Below are 15,026 nucleotides of genomic sequence, written 5' to 3'. Positions count from 1 at the left end.
GTGAAGTCTGCCACAATCGTGCTGATCTATCGAGGCGGGCATCGAAGCGAGGCTAGGGAGTCACAAGTTTGGGTACAGCATCGCGCAGTGATTCCGCGGGGGGCGGTGGTCGGGCGACGGGCGGGCGTGAGAACCGCGCCTACCGGCCGGTCTATCAGACCAGCTTGGTCGATCCCGCTGAGTTCTGGGCCGAGGCGGCCGAGACGATCGATTGGGTGACCCCGCCGACCCACATCGTCGACACCACGACTCGCTCGATGGCCAGGTGGTTTCCGGACGCTCGCCTCAATACCTCCTTCAACGCCCTCGACCGGCATGTGCACGGCGACACTTCGGAGGAGGCGGGCCGAGCCGATCAGCCCGCCCTAATATACGACTCCGCTATGACCGGCGCCAGAGGTGTTTTCACCTACGCCGAACTACTCGCGAAGGTTGCCGAGTTCGCCGGTGCGATGGTGCGTTTGGGGGTCGACACGGGTGACCGAGTGGTCATCTACCTGCCGATGATCCCGGAGGCGGTGATCGCGATGCTGGCCTGCGCCCGCATCGGCGCGGTGCATTCGGTGGTCTTCGGCGGCTTCGCCGCACCCGAACTCGCCGCCCGCATCGACGATGCCGAACCTGTGTTGATAATCACTGCCTCGGGCGGCTTGGAGCCGGGCCGGACGATCGACTACCCGCCGATCGTGTTGCAGGCCCTGGACCTCGCCGAGACGAGCGCGCCGCGTCACGTGATCGTCAAGCAGCGGCCGGAATTTCCGACTATCCACTTCTCCACGCCGCAGCCCGCCACCGAATCACTACCGAGTTCCACACAAACCGTCGCAGTGCAATGGCTGGATTGGGAAGACGCCGTCCGCGATGCCCAACCCGCCGATCCGGTTCCGGTCGCCGCGACTGATCCGCTCTACATCCTCTACACCTCCGGCACCACTGGAAAGCCCAAGGGCGTGGTTCGCGACAACGGCGGACATGCGGTCGCTCTGGCCTGGTCCATGCGCAATATCTACAACGTCGGGCCGGGCCAGGTGATGTGGGCCGCCTCGGATGTCGGCTGGGTCGTCGGGCATTCGTACATCGTCTACGCGCCGCTGCTCGTCGGCGCGACAACCCTGCTCTACGAAGGCAAACCGGTCGGGACGCCGGATGCGGGCGCGTTCTGGCGCGTGGTCGCCGAACACAACGTGCGTGTGCTGTTCACCGCGCCGACCGCGCTGCGCGCCATCCGCAAGGCTGATCCGGATGCCGCACTCGCCCACCGCTACGACCTGTCCTCGCTGCGCGCACTGTTCTGCGCCGGTGAGCGCCTGGATCCGGCCACCTACGAATGGGCCAGCGAAACGCTGCTGGCCGATCGGCCCGACTGCCCGGTGGTCGACCACTGGTGGCAGACCGAGACCGGCTGGCCGATCTGCGCGAATCTGCTCGGCCTGCAAGAACTTCCGATCAAGGCGGGTTCGGCGTCGGTGCCGGTGCCCGGCTACCGGCTGCGGGTCCTCGATGCCGAGGGCAATCCGGTCGCACCGGGCACCGAGGGCAATATCGTCATCGGCCTGCCACTACCGCCGGGCACGCTAACCGGGCTATGGCGCGACGAAGATCGTTTCCAACGCTCCTACATGTCGGCGTTTCCCGGCCACTACCTCACGGGTGACTCCGGATATTTCGATGACGACGGGTACCTCTACGTGCTCGGCCGCAGCGACGATGTGATCAATATGGCCGGGCACCGGTTGTCGGCGGGCAGCATCGAGGCCGCGATCGCCGGACACGAAGCCGTGGCCGAATGCGCGGTGATCGGCCTTCCCGACGAACTCAAGGGCCAACGGCCGATCGCTTATGTAGTGCTCAAGTCCGGCGTCGAGATCGATCCGGAACGCCTGCGCGACGAACTGATCGCCCGGGTGCGCGAGCAGATCGGCGCGATCGCCACACTGCACGACGCCGTCGTCGTCACCGCACTGCCCAAAACCAGATCGGGCAAGATCCTGCGCAAGACGATCCGGCAGATCACCGCGGGCGATACCTACGACGTACCGTCCACCATCGAAGATCCCTCGGTGCTCGCCGCGCTGGAGGTACAGATCCGGGCCAGCCGACCGCAGGGGCCCGGTCCGGAAGTCGTTGCGCCCAACGGCGATCCGATCGTGCCCTGATACTTTGCGATCGCATTTCGTTTCACCCCTTAGGGAATCCTCAGGGATAGTTCACACATGTGCCAGTGCGGGGCAATAGCGTCTAGGGCGCTGTATCCACAGCACCCCTCGAAGCAACACCCCTCGAAATTCTGGAGGCACGCACCATGAAGCTCTACCGCAGTCGCCCGGCCGTCGCCGCTCTCGCCGCGGGTGGCATGGCCAGTGTGGCCGTGTTGCTCTCCCCGGCCATCGCGGCCGCGGATCCGATGACACTGGCCGGGCCGCTGCTGAACTCCGACTGCTCCTTCGCCCAGGTCGACGCGGCGCTGCACGCCAAGGCCCCGCAGCTGGCGGCCATGCTCGACGCGAACCCGACCCAGAAGGCCGAACTGCAGCGCAAGTTCGACCAGCCGGTCGAACAGCGTCGCGCGGAACTCCAGGCCACCATCAACGAGAACCCGGGCGCAGCGCAGGACGCCGAAAACGACCCACGTTCCGCCAGCCTGGCCGAGACCATCCGCACCGTGGCCGAAACCTGCCACAGCTACTGATGGCACACCCGGCTTGCTGACCGACTCGAGCGATACGTGCCTGCACAATGAGTGATGTGACCGAGCGGAGCGCGAAGCCGACCGTCCTTGTCGTCGACGATGACGAGGACGTGCTCGCATCGGTCGAGCGCGGGCTGCGCCTGTCCGGCTTCCAGGTGCGGGTCGCTCGCGACGGCGCCGAGGCACTGCGCAGCGTGACCGAGCAGGCGCCCGACGCAGTGGTACTCGATATGAATATGCCGGTGCTCGACGGCGCGGGCGTGGTGACGGCACTTCGGGCCTTGGGCAATGAAGTCCCGATCTGTGTGCTCAGCGCCCGCGCCTCCGTCGACGACCGAATCTCCGGGTTGGAGTCCGGCGCCGACGACTATCTGACCAAGCCGTTCGTGCTCGCCGAGCTGGTGGCGCGGATCAAGGCGCTGCTGCGCCGCCGCTCGGACGTTCCGGCCCCCGCCACACCGGGCGCGATCGCGGTCGGTCCGCTCGAGGTCGACGTCGCCGGATACCGCGCATTGCTCAACGGCCGCGAAATCGAGCTCACCAAGCGCGAATTCGAGCTGCTGTCCACCCTGGCCCACAATGCGGGCGTGGTGCTGAGCCGGGAGCGGTTACTGGAATTGGTGTGGGGCTATGACTTCGCCGCCGACACCAATGTGGTCGATGTCTTCGTCGGATACCTGCGGCGCAAGCTGGAGGTCGAAGGCACGCCACGGCTGCTGCACACGGTCCGCGGCGTCGGATTCGTGCTGCGAGCGCCCAAGTGAGTTGGCAATGACGTCGCAGCTCCCCGGGAAACGACGGCGGCGCACGTTCTCCCTGCGCACCCGGGTGGCAGGTGCGGCCGCGGTCGGCGCAATCATCATCGTCACGATCATCGGCGTGATCTCATCCCGGGCCATCGAGCGCAATAACCTGGCCCAGACCGACCAGCAATTGACCATCGCGTCGCGATTGGTGCTCATCGACTCGGTCTTGGCCGTCGGCGTGCTCGGACTGGTCGGTCCGAACTACGACATGGCGGTGACGGTCCGCGACAACAACACGATCGTGGCCAGCACACCCATTCGCCTGCCCGAACAGCCGATCGGATCGCATACCGTAACCGTGAACGGCACCCCGTTCCGTGTACTCACCACCACCGCGAACCAACCTGCGGGACGCGTTGTTTCCCTTGGTATTCCGTCCACAGCGGCGGCACGCACAACCGCCGAGCAACAGCGCTGGGTGCTCGCGGGAGCCGGACTGGCGATCGCCACCGCCGCCGGACTCGGCTGGCTGCTCGCAGGCCGCGCAGTGCGCCCGATCGTCGATCTCACCCGACAGGTCGGCACACGCAGCGGCTACCGCGATCCGGACAATCCACAGCCACCGGTCGACGGTTCCGGAGTCCGGGAGGCGGAAAAACTCGCCGAAGCAGTGAACACCCTGCTGCAACGGGTTGATCAAGCACAGACCGAAACCGCCGCCGCACTGGAGACCGCACGCGATTTCGCGGCCGTCTCAGCCCACGAACTGCGCACCCCGCTCACCGCCATGCGCACCGACCTCGAGGTGCTGCGCACCCTGGACCTGGACGAGCCCCAACGCGCCGAAATCCTCGCTGACCTGCAACGCAGCCAGGGCCGCGTCGAAACCACCTTGGCCGCACTGGAACGTCTCGCCTCGGGCGACCTCACGCACGAGCGCGATCACGTCGACACCGACGTCGGCGACCTCTGCGATCAGGCCGCCCACGACGCCATGCGCCACTTTCCGGGCGTCACCGTCCGCATCGATACCGACGCCGAATTGATCACCCGCGGCCTGCCCGCCGGGCTGCGCCTAGCGGTCGACAACGCTTTGACCAACTCCGTCAAACACGGCCGCGCCACCGAAGCCGTCGTCTCGGCCCGTCGAATCCCCAACGGTCACATACTGATAACCGTCGACGACAACGGCCGAGGAATCCCCGTCGAAGAACGCACCGACGTCTTCGAACGCTTCTTCCGCGGCAGCCAAGCCAGCAAAGGCGGCTCCGGACTAGGCCTCGCCCTGGTCGCCCAACAGGCCCAATTACACGGCGGCCGAGCCTATTTCGACGACAGTCCGCTCGGCGGTGTGCGCTTGGTACTGGACCTTCCGGAACGCCGAACCACCACCTGACCCGAAAGAGCGCTTGCGGCTTGCGGTTCCACGCTCTTCGGCCAGGGGCAGCAGTTGCCTCTCAACGGCCGCGGAGCCGTCGGTCAGCCGGTCGCACCGTCGGGACGGGTAACCGCAATGATCGTTACAAGTTCCTCCAGACCGGTGAAGTCCTTCGGATTCGTCGTATACAGCGGCAAACTGTTGCGTGCGGCTGTGGCGGCGATCATCAGGTCGGCCGTGCGCCGTCGCGGTTGCCGGCCTATCGCGTAGACCGCGGCGCAGATCAAGCCGAAAGTTCGGGCGGTTTCGCTGTCGTAGGGCAACGCCTCGCCGAATGTCGCTTCCACGTGTCGCAGTACCGCGATCCGACGCGCACGCATGACCGGATCATCGGTTGCATACGGCCCTCGCGACAACTCTCCCAGCGTGACTGCCGTGATTGCGGACTCGATCGGCAAATCGGCCGGTCGAAAAGGGAGAGAGCCGCGATTATGCCGGTGTCGAGTACGCCCCTCGCATTGCGGCTCACAGACCCTTTTTTTCGAGCGGATCGTCGGACAGTTCGTCGCCGACCACAGCATCCAAGTCGCGTCGGAGTTCGTCGTAGTCGAGTATCGGAGCCTTCGCGAACATCTCCTGGGCCTGACTGGTGGGCACGAAGCGTCGGCGCCTGATGGGCGTTACTTCGGCCAACGGCTCGCCGTTGATGGTGAGCATATATCGACTTCCCTCCCGCAGACCACGGGTAACACTGCCGGACTCATTGACGAACTGGCGCACACTGACCTCGGTCCGAGGCGGCATCTCGGGAGCAGGCGTACCCACACCGTACCGCGCTGTGCCCCACCCAGGTGGCCGGATGTGCGCGGGCTCTATCAGTTGCGAACCACCTCGACCGGGTCGGTCAACGCAAGCGCCAGTGCGGACTGCTGGGTGCTGCTGCGCTGAGGCAGCGCTGCGATGGCCTTATCGGTTTGGGTGCTGAGGTTGGTCACGATCTGTTGTAGTTGGGTGACGCCACCGGTCAGTTGGCTTATGGCGCTGACCAATTGAGCACCGCCCTGGTCGGCCAGTTGCGGTAGCCCCTCGGCGAGTTTCGCACCTTCGGCTAATTGCGCACTGGCACCGGTCAATCGGTCCACAACCGTGCGCAGGAGCGTGCCGAGATCGGTGTTCGGATCGACCGCAGCACCAACCAGACCGCCGAGATCGGTCAGCTGCGAACCGGCCTGGCTCGAAACATTATGCAATCCTTCGAGTTTCGCGATGATATCGGCGACCTGGGGATCGCCTGCGAAGGGAAGCGCGCGCATCAGCGGCAGGATCTGGTCCAGACCGCCGCTTACCGTATTCGCAGTCTGCTGCACCTGTCCGATCGTGACGCCGGTCGAATCCAATGCCGAGGCAAGTTGATTCGCCTGTGCGGCAGCACCCGAGACGGTCGAGTTCAGCAATGCGATCGCCGAAGTCAGTTGTGCCGAACCTTCTTTGGCGTAGGCCAGGAAGCCGAGTAGCTGATCCGCACCCGAGCTGAACTGGTCGGCGCCCGCGGCCGCGGCACTCACCCCGGCGTTCAGCAGTTGAGTGGTGAGCTGCACCGAGGTCATCTGGGTGCGCGCCTGCGCGACCGCGGCCAAAGCGGCGTCGACACCGGCCGCGCCGACTCGGTGCGTCACCGTATTCACCGCGCCGTTCACCACATCCGCGTTCGCGCCCTTATGCGTATCCACCGTGACCTTGGCCCGCTTCGGCTGCGCACTCGCCAGCGTGCCCATGGATTGGGTCAGATCGGCGGGCAGGGTGATCACCGCAGCGTAGTCATCCGCGTCGAGCTCACCCGGCTTGCCTACGGTCCACTCGTAACCGCCGCCGTCCTGCTGCAGCCCTTGCGCGATGCGCGCACCAGTAGGCCCGGTATCGGCGTTCACCAGCGCGAGACCGCTGGGTGAGCCAGATGATCTCGAGCAAGCGGTAACGGCGCTCCCGAGCGCCCCGGCAATGACAACGACAACGGCGAGCAGTGCGCACCGGGTGCGTATTCCAGTCACAACTCCGCCGCGCTAGCGCTCGGCTCCGCCGTGACCGGCAGCGCTGTGTCTTTGGTTCCTTCGCTACGCTTAGTCACACCTGCCGACCCTAGAGCTCAGAATTGGCATCGTCGCTTACCGAAGTCTGAGAGTTCGGTAAGGACCGCAGATGATCAGGCGAGCTCGGCGCCGGTGGGTTCCTCGGTCCGCTTCGCCTCGACCACCGTGCCGAAATCGAGTTTGACCAACTGGTCTGCGTGGTGGAAGTAGCGATCGTCGTGGGTGATCACGATGACGGTCTTCCCGCGCTGTTTGAGTTCGGTGAGGATTTCCTGATAGAAGACATCACGGAACTTGGGCTCCTGGTCGGCGGCCCACTCGTCGAAGACATAGATCTGCCGGTCCTCGAGCAGGGCGGTCAACAGCGCGAGCCGTTTGCGTTGGCCCTGCGACAGATCGATGGTGGACAATCGCCCGTCCTGCACCGTCACCTTGTGCGCGATCTGCAACTCCTCGAGATAACGGCGCACCTCACCATCGAGTCCGGGCCGATCGAACCCCAGGTATTCCTCGAACAGGTGGAAGTCGGTGAAGATCGCCGAGGAGTTCTGCCGGAACCACTCGATATTCTCGTGGTCGATCGGCTCACCATTGAGCGACAGCGTGCCCGTCTGTGGCACGTACAGTCCCGTGATCAGCTTGGCCAGCGTGGATTTGCCGCTGCCGTTACCGCCGACGATGAAGGTGATCTGGCCGGGTTCGAAGACCAGATCGAGCGGACCGAGCCGGAACCCGGCCTCGCCATTGCTCGCCTCCGGTGGCGGGCCGAGCGGCATCGGCCGATTGTCGTGTCCGCTGTGGTCGACGAACCGATGCCCGTTGACATCCGGCAGCGGCCCGCCGGGACGTGGACCCCGGCCGGGCGGATGCGCGCCACCTCTCGGCCCACGAGGCCCAGGCCCGCCCGGCCCCGGCGGGAACGGCGGTGGTGGCTCCATCCGGTAGCCGTAGGTGACATTCGTCAGCTCCAGCCGCGCCGCATCGACGGTGGGACGGTCCGTGAACGGCAACCGCTGCTCATCGTGCATGGTCTCCATCGACAGATTCATCGCGCGTATCTTCGCCAGCGCCACATCACCGCGCAGCAGATCCGGGATGCGGTGCATGAAGTTCTGCATCGGCATCGCCAGGAATGTCGTCACCAGGACATACCCGACCATCACATCACGCGACAGATCCAAGGGGGCGACCAGCACGAACAGGATCAGCGCCATGGTGCCGAGCTGCAGCGCCTGCCCGAAGCCCTGTGCCACTGAGAATTTGGAGCCGGCATCGACATTCTGTGCACGCAGCGTCGCGGCCGAACCGAGCAGATGCCGCTGCATGAAATCGCGGCGGCGCCCCCGATGCAGCTTCAACTCTTTGATGCCCAGCGTCACGGCCTGGTACGACCGCAACAGCGCGTCCTCGTTCTCCCGCGCCTCGCGGTAGATATTGCGCACCCGCCTGAGAATCAGCTCGACACAAGCGATTCCGAGCAGCGTGCCCGCGACGGTCACCGCGAACAGCGGACCCGACACCGCCAGCAGGAAGACGAAGCAGCCCACGATGGTGGCCACGTCGATGCAGATGCTCGGAATGGCGGTCACCGCCTGCGAGAGCGAACGCACATCCTCGGTCAGCGTCGCCATCAGGCGGTGCATGCCGAGCCGTTCCAGATGCTCTAGCGGAGCCGAGACAATCCCGGAACTCAGATCCGCGCGCAGCCGGTAGATCGCCTCTTGGGCAAGGCGAATCAGCAGCACCTGCGACACCACGCCACTGACCAGAATGACCAGGCCCGTGAGGGCGAAGCTCTGGATATTGATGTGCGGATGCGGTTCCGGCGACACCACACCCCTGATGAGGGTCACCAAATAGGTGTTGGCCGCACCGCAGATGAGACCCGCGGCGATGACGGCCGCGATCCGCATCCAGGAGATCGAGATGAGGAATCGGATGAGTTGCATGGTTGCTGCGCTCCTCAACGGGCAATTTGGCTCAACAGGCGATTTGGCTCAACGGGCGATTTTGGCTGAGAACGGTGCTTACTATCGGCGAATGATGTCGAAGATCATGCCTTCGAGGGTGACCCCCGGGGCGAAGGAGAACGCCACACCGGTCGAGATCGGCTTCGCCGTCTCCTGCTGAACCAGCCCGCCCGTCGCCCGACCACTCCCCAAACAGTCGCCGAGCGACACTGCTTTTTCGAGCACGAAAATCAACGACACGCTCAGCATATTGCCGAACCTGGCCAGCACGTCCCAGCTCAGCGCCGCCCGCTCCGGCGCGATACCGAGCGAATGCACGGACTCCTCGATGATCTTCGGACCCCCCGGGTGGATGGCCCACAGATCGACATCGGATTTCTGCAATCCATTGCGGCCCAAGACCTCGGTGACCACGGGATCGACCCCGGCGTAGATGTACTGGGGCAGATTCTCCGACAGCTCGCAGGTGATGCCGTTGTGATTGACACCGAGCACGATGCCGTCCTCGGCACCGTCGAAGAGCTGGCTGAAGCTGTCCCGGATCACCACTTTGCCCGGCGCCAGCGGCTGCTGGACCTGACTGGCGCCGATGACCACCGCACCGCAGCCGTCACCGAACAGGCTGTGGATGATCACATCGTTGACGTTGTCGTCGAAGACGGCGTTAACCGAGCTCAGCTCGATGCAAACGACCATCGCCTTCTTATCCGGATGCGCCCGAACATAATCCACGGCGGTTCGAATGCCGTTCATCGCGGCCGCACAGCCCATGAAGTTCACCACGACCCGTCCGACCGACGGCGACAGCCCCAGCTGCTTGACCACCGCGACGTCCACGCCCGGTGCGATGAAACCGGTGCTGGTCACGAAGACCAGCAAGCCGATCTCCGCCGCCGCGTCCTCGATACCGGCGAGGGCACGCCCCGCGACATCGACGGCCAGCGGAACCGCGTGGCGGTAGAACAGATTCATCCGGTCCCGGATCGTGCCGCGCTCCCTGCCGAACTGCAGGAATTCGGGATCGAGCGGATCGACCACCAGGCGGCGGCTGTCGATCTTCGTCTTCTGGTAGATCCGCGAAATCCGCGCCCGCTGTTGCGGATCGGTGAACAGCTCGGCCACCCGATCGGCGGCGTCGGCTTGGTCGACGAGCTGACTCGGCGCACCGGTCGCGATGCTCTCGATCACCCCGACCGTGGTCGGCGGCGCGGGCGGCAGCCCGTACTGCACGAGGCCGTGGCCGCGCTCGTCCCCCTGACGAGCCGCCGACGTTCCCTCATCGATAGTGATTGACACGAAATTCTCCCCGTTCTTGTGAAAAATAGTGATCGGCGCCGCGCCAACCCAGCGGTTCGATCGGTCGATCTCCGGAATCGATTCAGACCGTGCCGATTCCGGTGAATCCCTGCACTGTGTAGACGGCACAGGTCTTCAGCGCCCCCGGCGAGCAATGCTCGCGGACGAAGCCCCAATTCCGTTCCTCGGCTTCGAGTGAGGGCGACAGCAGGTAGGTGCGGCAGAGTTTCGGGAACCGATCGGTGAAGAAGCTCTTCGCCGGCAGCCACTCGACGCCGAATTTCGCTGACTCCTCGCGTAATACGTCCTCGGTGGCGATATTCGCGAAACCACTACGCTGGAACGGCAGGACGTGATGGACGCGGTGCGAACTCAAGCCGGCCGCGAGAAAGCAGTCGATATAACGATTTCCGATCACCTTCAGGTCGTAGGCCTGCTCCACCTGATTGACGGCCCAGTCCTCGGTATCGGAGGCGGGAAGTTCCTCGGCCTCGACTTCGAAATCATGGCTAGCGACAACCAGGAAGGTACTGATCCACAATGTCACCACGAATTGCAGTGCCCAGGCCCAGAAGTCGCCCGCCAGGGTGAAGGCCACCAACTCGCCGAGCAATAGCCCGCGCACACCGAACGAACCGATGAAGTGCGGCAGCGCACCACCCCAGGTGCCGTACATGTCTTTGATGCCGACTTTGCGGGTGAGGCGGCAGACATCGAGGAGCCGAATGGTCATGCCGGTCACCGTGTGCCCGAATTTGTGCAGGGTGTGAATCGGCACCCGATACAACCGGGGCACCCGCATCATCATGGTGAAGACGTTCTTCTTGATATCGACTTCACTCTGGGTATGCGGATGGTGCAGCAGCGCGTGTCCGTCCGCGGTGACGAAAGCCAGTGCGACGTAATTGAAATCGAAGGTATTCGTATAGATCTTGTTCAGACCCTTTTGCGCGCGATGGATCGCGTAGTGGCCGAATCCGGCCAGTGAGCTGCGCAGCAGCACCATCAGGATGACGAAGACGGGCAGCGGCATCCAGCTGCGCTCGAACAGGCGCAAACCCTGCACCGCGAAGTACGCGACGGCCAGTACGGCGACCACGAGGTTGAAGATCGTATCCATGCGCTGCAGTCGCGCGGCCAACTCCGGCTCTTTCAGCCGAGCCTTGACCTGGTGCAGCAGATCGTCTTTATTGTCGAATCGGTACTTCGGAGTGTCCTGCCAGCTGTCGAAACCCTCTTTGAACAGAAAGTCGGGTGCGTTGGCCTTCGGATGAATGTCCTCAGGTAATGCGTTGCGCCCCAACGCATACCGTTCGAGCATTCGCCCGATTCGCTCGGGATCACGGTGATAGGAGCCGATGATGGAAGTGATATCGCGATTTTTTGTTCGCCCGATGAAGAACTCGCCGCCGGGATGTTTGGAGATCCATTCGCTCAGATCGTAGGCTTTTCCGTTGTAAACCCACACATTCGACAGTTGCGGGCCACCGCCAGGAGGCGGGCCGGGCGGTCTATGGAAGTCCCGCTCCTCCGCTTCTGGCTGGCTGTTCGTCATCGCATTCCTCCGTGTCTGATCCGCGGTTCGGTGGCCGTTGTCGGCCCCGTGGTTATGGCGTGTATCGCGGACAGGCGCGGGGACGCTTCATCCGGCGAACCGGATGTCCCCCCCGAAGTCACCACACCGTCTGAGCCTTCGTGACAGCATCGTGCTTGCAGCGCCTTACATCTCACTAAACAATCCCTTAACCCGGTAACTTTCGCGTCGGATTCCCCCCGATCTGTGCGAGAAGACCGAACCAAGGGTAACGTCGGCACCCGCAGCATGCGCGGCTCGCCTGGACTTCGCTTTGCGAACCGGGTCGAGTTAGCCTGCGCGACAGGCTAATCTGGCGGGCGAAATGCTGCACTACACCGGGCGGCAGCACCAGCTGTCCCCGTCAAACCATCCGGTCGTACCCGACCTCGCACTCTTCTGGGGGCAGAACATTGAGTGATCTGACAGCGCGAGCACACACCTCGCACCGAATCCGACTTCGCCGACCGGGACTCGTGCCCGCCGTGGTCGCGGCGTCGATGTTCGCTGCACTGGTGACAGGCTGCGACTCCAGCTCCGACTCGAAGACCACCTCTTCCGCGCCGCCTTCGGGGCAACTGCCCGAGGCCGCGCAGATCGTGCAGGAGTCCGCGCGGACCACCCAGACCTTGCAGGCCGTGCACCTGAATCTGAAGGTGGACAACCTCACCAACCTCCCGGTGGAGAGCGTCTCGGCCGATGTGACCAACCAGCCGCAGGGCGCCGGACAGGCGATCGGCGAGGCGAAGGTCCGGACCAAGCCCGAGGCCGACTTCATCCAGGCCAAGTTCCTGGTCGTCGACAAGGAAATGTACGCACAGACCGGTGGCTCCTCCGCCTACGCCAAAATCGGTCCGGCGGAACAGATCTACGACCCGGGCGTAATCCTGGACAAGGACAAGGGTCTGGCCAACCTCATCGCCCAGGTGAAGAACCCGAAGGTGGAGGGCCGGGAGAAGGTCGACGGCACCGACACCGTGAAGTTGACCGGAACCATCGACTCCACGGTCATCGATCCCATCGTCCCGAAGTCCGGTGACCCGGCGGGCACGTTCCCGATCACCCTGTGGATCGCGGATGTCGCCCCGCCGTCGGGTTCGGCTTCGGCCCTGCCGTCGAACGCCGCCTCCCCCGGCAACGGCCCGAACCTGGTTCAGGCTGTCGTCAAGCGGGATCCGGGCACCATCAAGGTGACCCTGTCGGCATGGGGTAAGCCGGTCAAGGTCACCGCACCGCCGAAGTAAGGCACACATACCGCAAACCGGTCCGGGATGCAGGACGGTGGCAGCAGCCGTCATCCGCACTCCCGGACCGGTTTTCGCGTCTCAGGCATCGCGCCGTGCACACGTCCCGCAAAGCGACACCAGCACTGAATGCCCACTGCCGCGCACGAATTGCGCCGCCACGCACCGATTGTCCCCACGAAATCGTGCGTGGCGCGCTAAATCGTGCGCGGCGCGAATACGGCATTAGGAGATGACCGCGGCCCGTGCTTCCAACGGGATGGAAGCACGGGCCGCGGTGGAGGATTCAGGTCAGTTGACGACGTTGAGCAGGTCGATCACGAAGACCAGGGTCTTGCCGGAGAGTTTGTGGCCGGAACCGACGGGGCCGTAGGCGAGCTGCGGCGGGATGGTGAGTTGCCGGCGTCCGCCGACTTTCATGCCGGGGATGCCATCCTGCCAGCCCTGGATCAGGCCGCGCAGCGGGAAGCTGATGGATTCACCGCGGTTCCAGGAGGAGTCGAATTCCTCACCGGAGTCGAATTCCACGCCGACATAGTGCACCTCGACGGTGCCGCCGGGCACTGCCTCGGCGCCCTCGCCCTCGACGATGTCCTTGATAACCAGCTCGGTGGGAGCTGGGCCCGCCTGGAATTCGATCTCCGGCTTGGTCATTCGGCTATCCCCTCTGATAGGTGATGGTGGATTCGGTTGAAATTAGCGGCCGTCGATCTCGTGGTAATCACGGTGACCGTAACCGGTGTAGATCTGGCGCGGACGGCCGATCTTCAAAGGCTCACTGTGCATTTCCCGCCAGTGCGCGATCCAGCCCGGCAGCCGGCCCATGGCGAACAGCACGGTGAACATGCGGGTCGGGAAGCCCATGGCCTTGTAGATGACACCGGTGTAGAAGTCGACGTTCGGGTACAGCTGGCGCGAGATGAAGTACTCGTCGGTGAGCGCGGCCTCTTCGAGAGACTTTGCGATATCGAACAATTCGTCGTCGCCGCCGAGCTTGGACAGAATCGCGTCGGCATGCTTCTTGGCAATCGAGGCGCGCGGGTCGTAGTTGCGGTAGACGCGGTGTCCGAAGCCCATGAGCTTCACGCCGTCTTCCTTGTTCTTGACCTTGCGGATGAATTCCTTGACGTTGCCGCCCTCGGCCTTGATGCCGTCCAGCATCTCCAGCACCGCCTGGTTGGCGCCACCGTGCAGCGGGCCCCACAGCGCGTTGATGCCGCCGGAGACGGAGGTGAACAGGTTGGCGTCGGAGGAGCCGACCAGGCGCACGGTCGAGGTCGAGCAGTTCTGCTCGTGGTCGGCGTGCAGGATCAGCAGCATGTCGAGGGCGGCGGCGATCTCGGGGTCGACCTCGTAGGGTTCGGCCGGGAAGCCGAAGGTCATCCGCAGGAAGTTCTCCACCAGGCTCAGCGAGTTGTCCGGGTAGAGGAAGGGCTGGCCGACCGACTTCTTGTACGAGTAGGCCGCGATGGTGGGCAGCTTCGCCAGTAGTCGGATGGTCGACAGCTCGACCTGTTCGGGATCCTTCGGGTCCAGCGAGTCCTGGTAGTACGCCGAAAGCGCGTTCACCGCCGAGGACAGCACCGGCATCGGGTGCGCGTTGCGAGGGAAGCCGTCGAAGAACCGCTTGAGGTCCTCGTGCAGCAGGGTGTGGCGGCGGATCCGGTCGGTGAACTCGTCCAGCTGCGCCTGGGTCGGCAGCTCGCCGTAGATCAGCAGGTAGCTGACCTCGATGAAGGTCGAGGACTCGGCGAGCTGGTCGATCGGGTAGCCGCGGTAGCGCAGGATGCCCGCTTCGCCGTCGATGTAGGTGATCGCCGACTTGGTCGGCGCGGTGTTCATGAATCCGGGGTCGTAGGTCACGTACCCGGTGCTGGCCAGCATTTTGCCGAGATCGACGCCGTCATTGCCTTCTTTGGCTTCGGCGATCGTCATGGCATATTCGCCGCCGGGGTAGCTCAAAACCGGCTTGGCGTCGTTGATGTGGTCTTTTTCGGGCACGGAAGGATCCCTCTCAGGCTAGGACCGTCGGCATCGGGGTGC

The 15,026-nt window shown here is 64.3% G+C and carries 13 protein-coding genes; 5 read left to right on the top strand and 8 right to left on the bottom strand.

What is annotated here, in order from left to right:
* Positions 1 to 68 precede the first annotated feature (68 nt).
* The 4 genes from AB0J47_RS19165 to AB0J47_RS19150 all read left to right on the top strand — a co-directional run bounded on the left by AB0J47_RS19165 (position 69) and on the right by AB0J47_RS19150 (position 4,831).
* Complete coding sequence (locus AB0J47_RS19165) at positions 69 to 2,156, top strand: AMP-binding protein (protein WP_364347167.1); 2,088 nt, start codon at positions 69 to 71, stop codon at positions 2,154 to 2,156.
* 146 nt (positions 2,157 to 2,302) lie between these two features.
* The gene (locus AB0J47_RS19160; RefSeq protein ID WP_364347165.1) at positions 2,303 to 2,689 is read left to right on the top strand and encodes a hemophore-related protein; all 387 of its coding nucleotides are present in this window, start codon (positions 2,303 to 2,305) and stop codon (positions 2,687 to 2,689) included.
* Between the two features lie 47 nt (positions 2,690 to 2,736).
* Entirely contained in the window at positions 2,737 to 3,453 is a 717-nt protein-coding gene (locus AB0J47_RS19155) for a response regulator transcription factor (RefSeq protein WP_364347163.1), read from the top strand.
* A 7-nt stretch (positions 3,454 to 3,460) separates the two neighbouring features.
* Positions 3,461 to 4,831 (top strand): HAMP domain-containing sensor histidine kinase, encoded by a 1,371-nt coding sequence (locus AB0J47_RS19150; protein WP_364347161.1) that lies wholly within the window; start codon positions 3,461 to 3,463, stop codon positions 4,829 to 4,831.
* An 83-nt stretch (positions 4,832 to 4,914) separates the two neighbouring features.
* Here AB0J47_RS19150 and AB0J47_RS19145 read toward each other — a convergent pair whose 3' ends face one another.
* From AB0J47_RS19145 to AB0J47_RS19120, 6 genes are all read right to left on the bottom strand, one after another.
* Positions 4,915 to 5,193 carry a type II toxin-antitoxin system VapC family toxin gene (locus AB0J47_RS19145; protein WP_364347159.1) on the bottom strand — a complete coding sequence of 93 codons (279 nt, stop codon included), beginning with the start codon at positions 5,191 to 5,193 and terminating at the stop codon, positions 4,915 to 4,917.
* Positions 5,194 to 5,338: 145 nt separating this feature from the next.
* Positions 5,339 to 5,617: a hypothetical protein gene (locus AB0J47_RS19140; RefSeq protein ID WP_364347157.1), complete on the bottom strand. Its 279-nt coding sequence runs from the start codon at positions 5,615 to 5,617 to the stop codon at positions 5,339 to 5,341.
* A gap of 71 nt (positions 5,618 to 5,688) precedes the next feature.
* Positions 5,689 to 6,741 (bottom strand): hypothetical protein, encoded by a 1,053-nt coding sequence (locus AB0J47_RS19135; protein ID WP_364347155.1) that lies wholly within the window; start codon positions 6,739 to 6,741, stop codon positions 5,689 to 5,691.
* A 272-nt stretch (positions 6,742 to 7,013) separates the two neighbouring features.
* On the bottom strand, positions 7,014 to 8,849 hold the full coding sequence (locus AB0J47_RS19130; protein WP_364347153.1) for an ATP-binding cassette domain-containing protein: 1,836 nt from the start codon (positions 8,847 to 8,849) through the stop codon (positions 7,014 to 7,016).
* A gap of 81 nt (positions 8,850 to 8,930) precedes the next feature.
* On the bottom strand, positions 8,931 to 10,160 hold the full coding sequence (locus AB0J47_RS19125; protein WP_364347370.1) for a 3-oxoacyl-[acyl-carrier-protein] synthase III C-terminal domain-containing protein: 1,230 nt from the start codon (positions 10,158 to 10,160) through the stop codon (positions 8,931 to 8,933).
* Positions 10,161 to 10,248: 88 nt separating this feature from the next.
* The gene (locus AB0J47_RS19120) at positions 10,249 to 11,721 is read right to left on the bottom strand and encodes a cytochrome b5 domain-containing protein (RefSeq protein ID WP_364347151.1); all 1,473 of its coding nucleotides are present in this window, start codon (positions 11,719 to 11,721) and stop codon (positions 10,249 to 10,251) included.
* A 431-nt stretch (positions 11,722 to 12,152) separates the two neighbouring features.
* Between AB0J47_RS19120 and AB0J47_RS19115 the strand changes: the two genes are divergently transcribed.
* Positions 12,153 to 12,983 (top strand): LppX_LprAFG lipoprotein, encoded by an 831-nt coding sequence (locus AB0J47_RS19115; RefSeq protein ID WP_364347149.1) that lies wholly within the window; start codon positions 12,153 to 12,155, stop codon positions 12,981 to 12,983.
* 291 nt (positions 12,984 to 13,274) lie between these two features.
* Here the strand turns inward: AB0J47_RS19115 and AB0J47_RS19110 are convergent, their stop codons facing one another.
* Together AB0J47_RS19110 and AB0J47_RS19105 are read right to left on the bottom strand one after the other, a co-directional pair.
* The gene (locus AB0J47_RS19110) at positions 13,275 to 13,637 is read right to left on the bottom strand and encodes an FKBP-type peptidyl-prolyl cis-trans isomerase (protein WP_364347147.1); all 363 of its coding nucleotides are present in this window, start codon (positions 13,635 to 13,637) and stop codon (positions 13,275 to 13,277) included.
* Between the two features lie 42 nt (positions 13,638 to 13,679).
* Positions 13,680 to 14,984: a citrate synthase gene (locus AB0J47_RS19105; protein WP_364347145.1), complete on the bottom strand. Its 1,305-nt coding sequence runs from the start codon at positions 14,982 to 14,984 to the stop codon at positions 13,680 to 13,682.
* Positions 14,985 to 15,026 lie beyond the last annotated feature (42 nt).

The sequence above is a fragment of the Nocardia sp. NPDC049737 genome (genome assembly GCF_040674755.1).
In the GTDB taxonomy this organism is placed as follows: Bacteria; Actinomycetota; Actinomycetes; order Mycobacteriales; family Mycobacteriaceae; genus Nocardia.
This window is presented reverse-complemented; position numbering and strand designations above follow the sequence as displayed.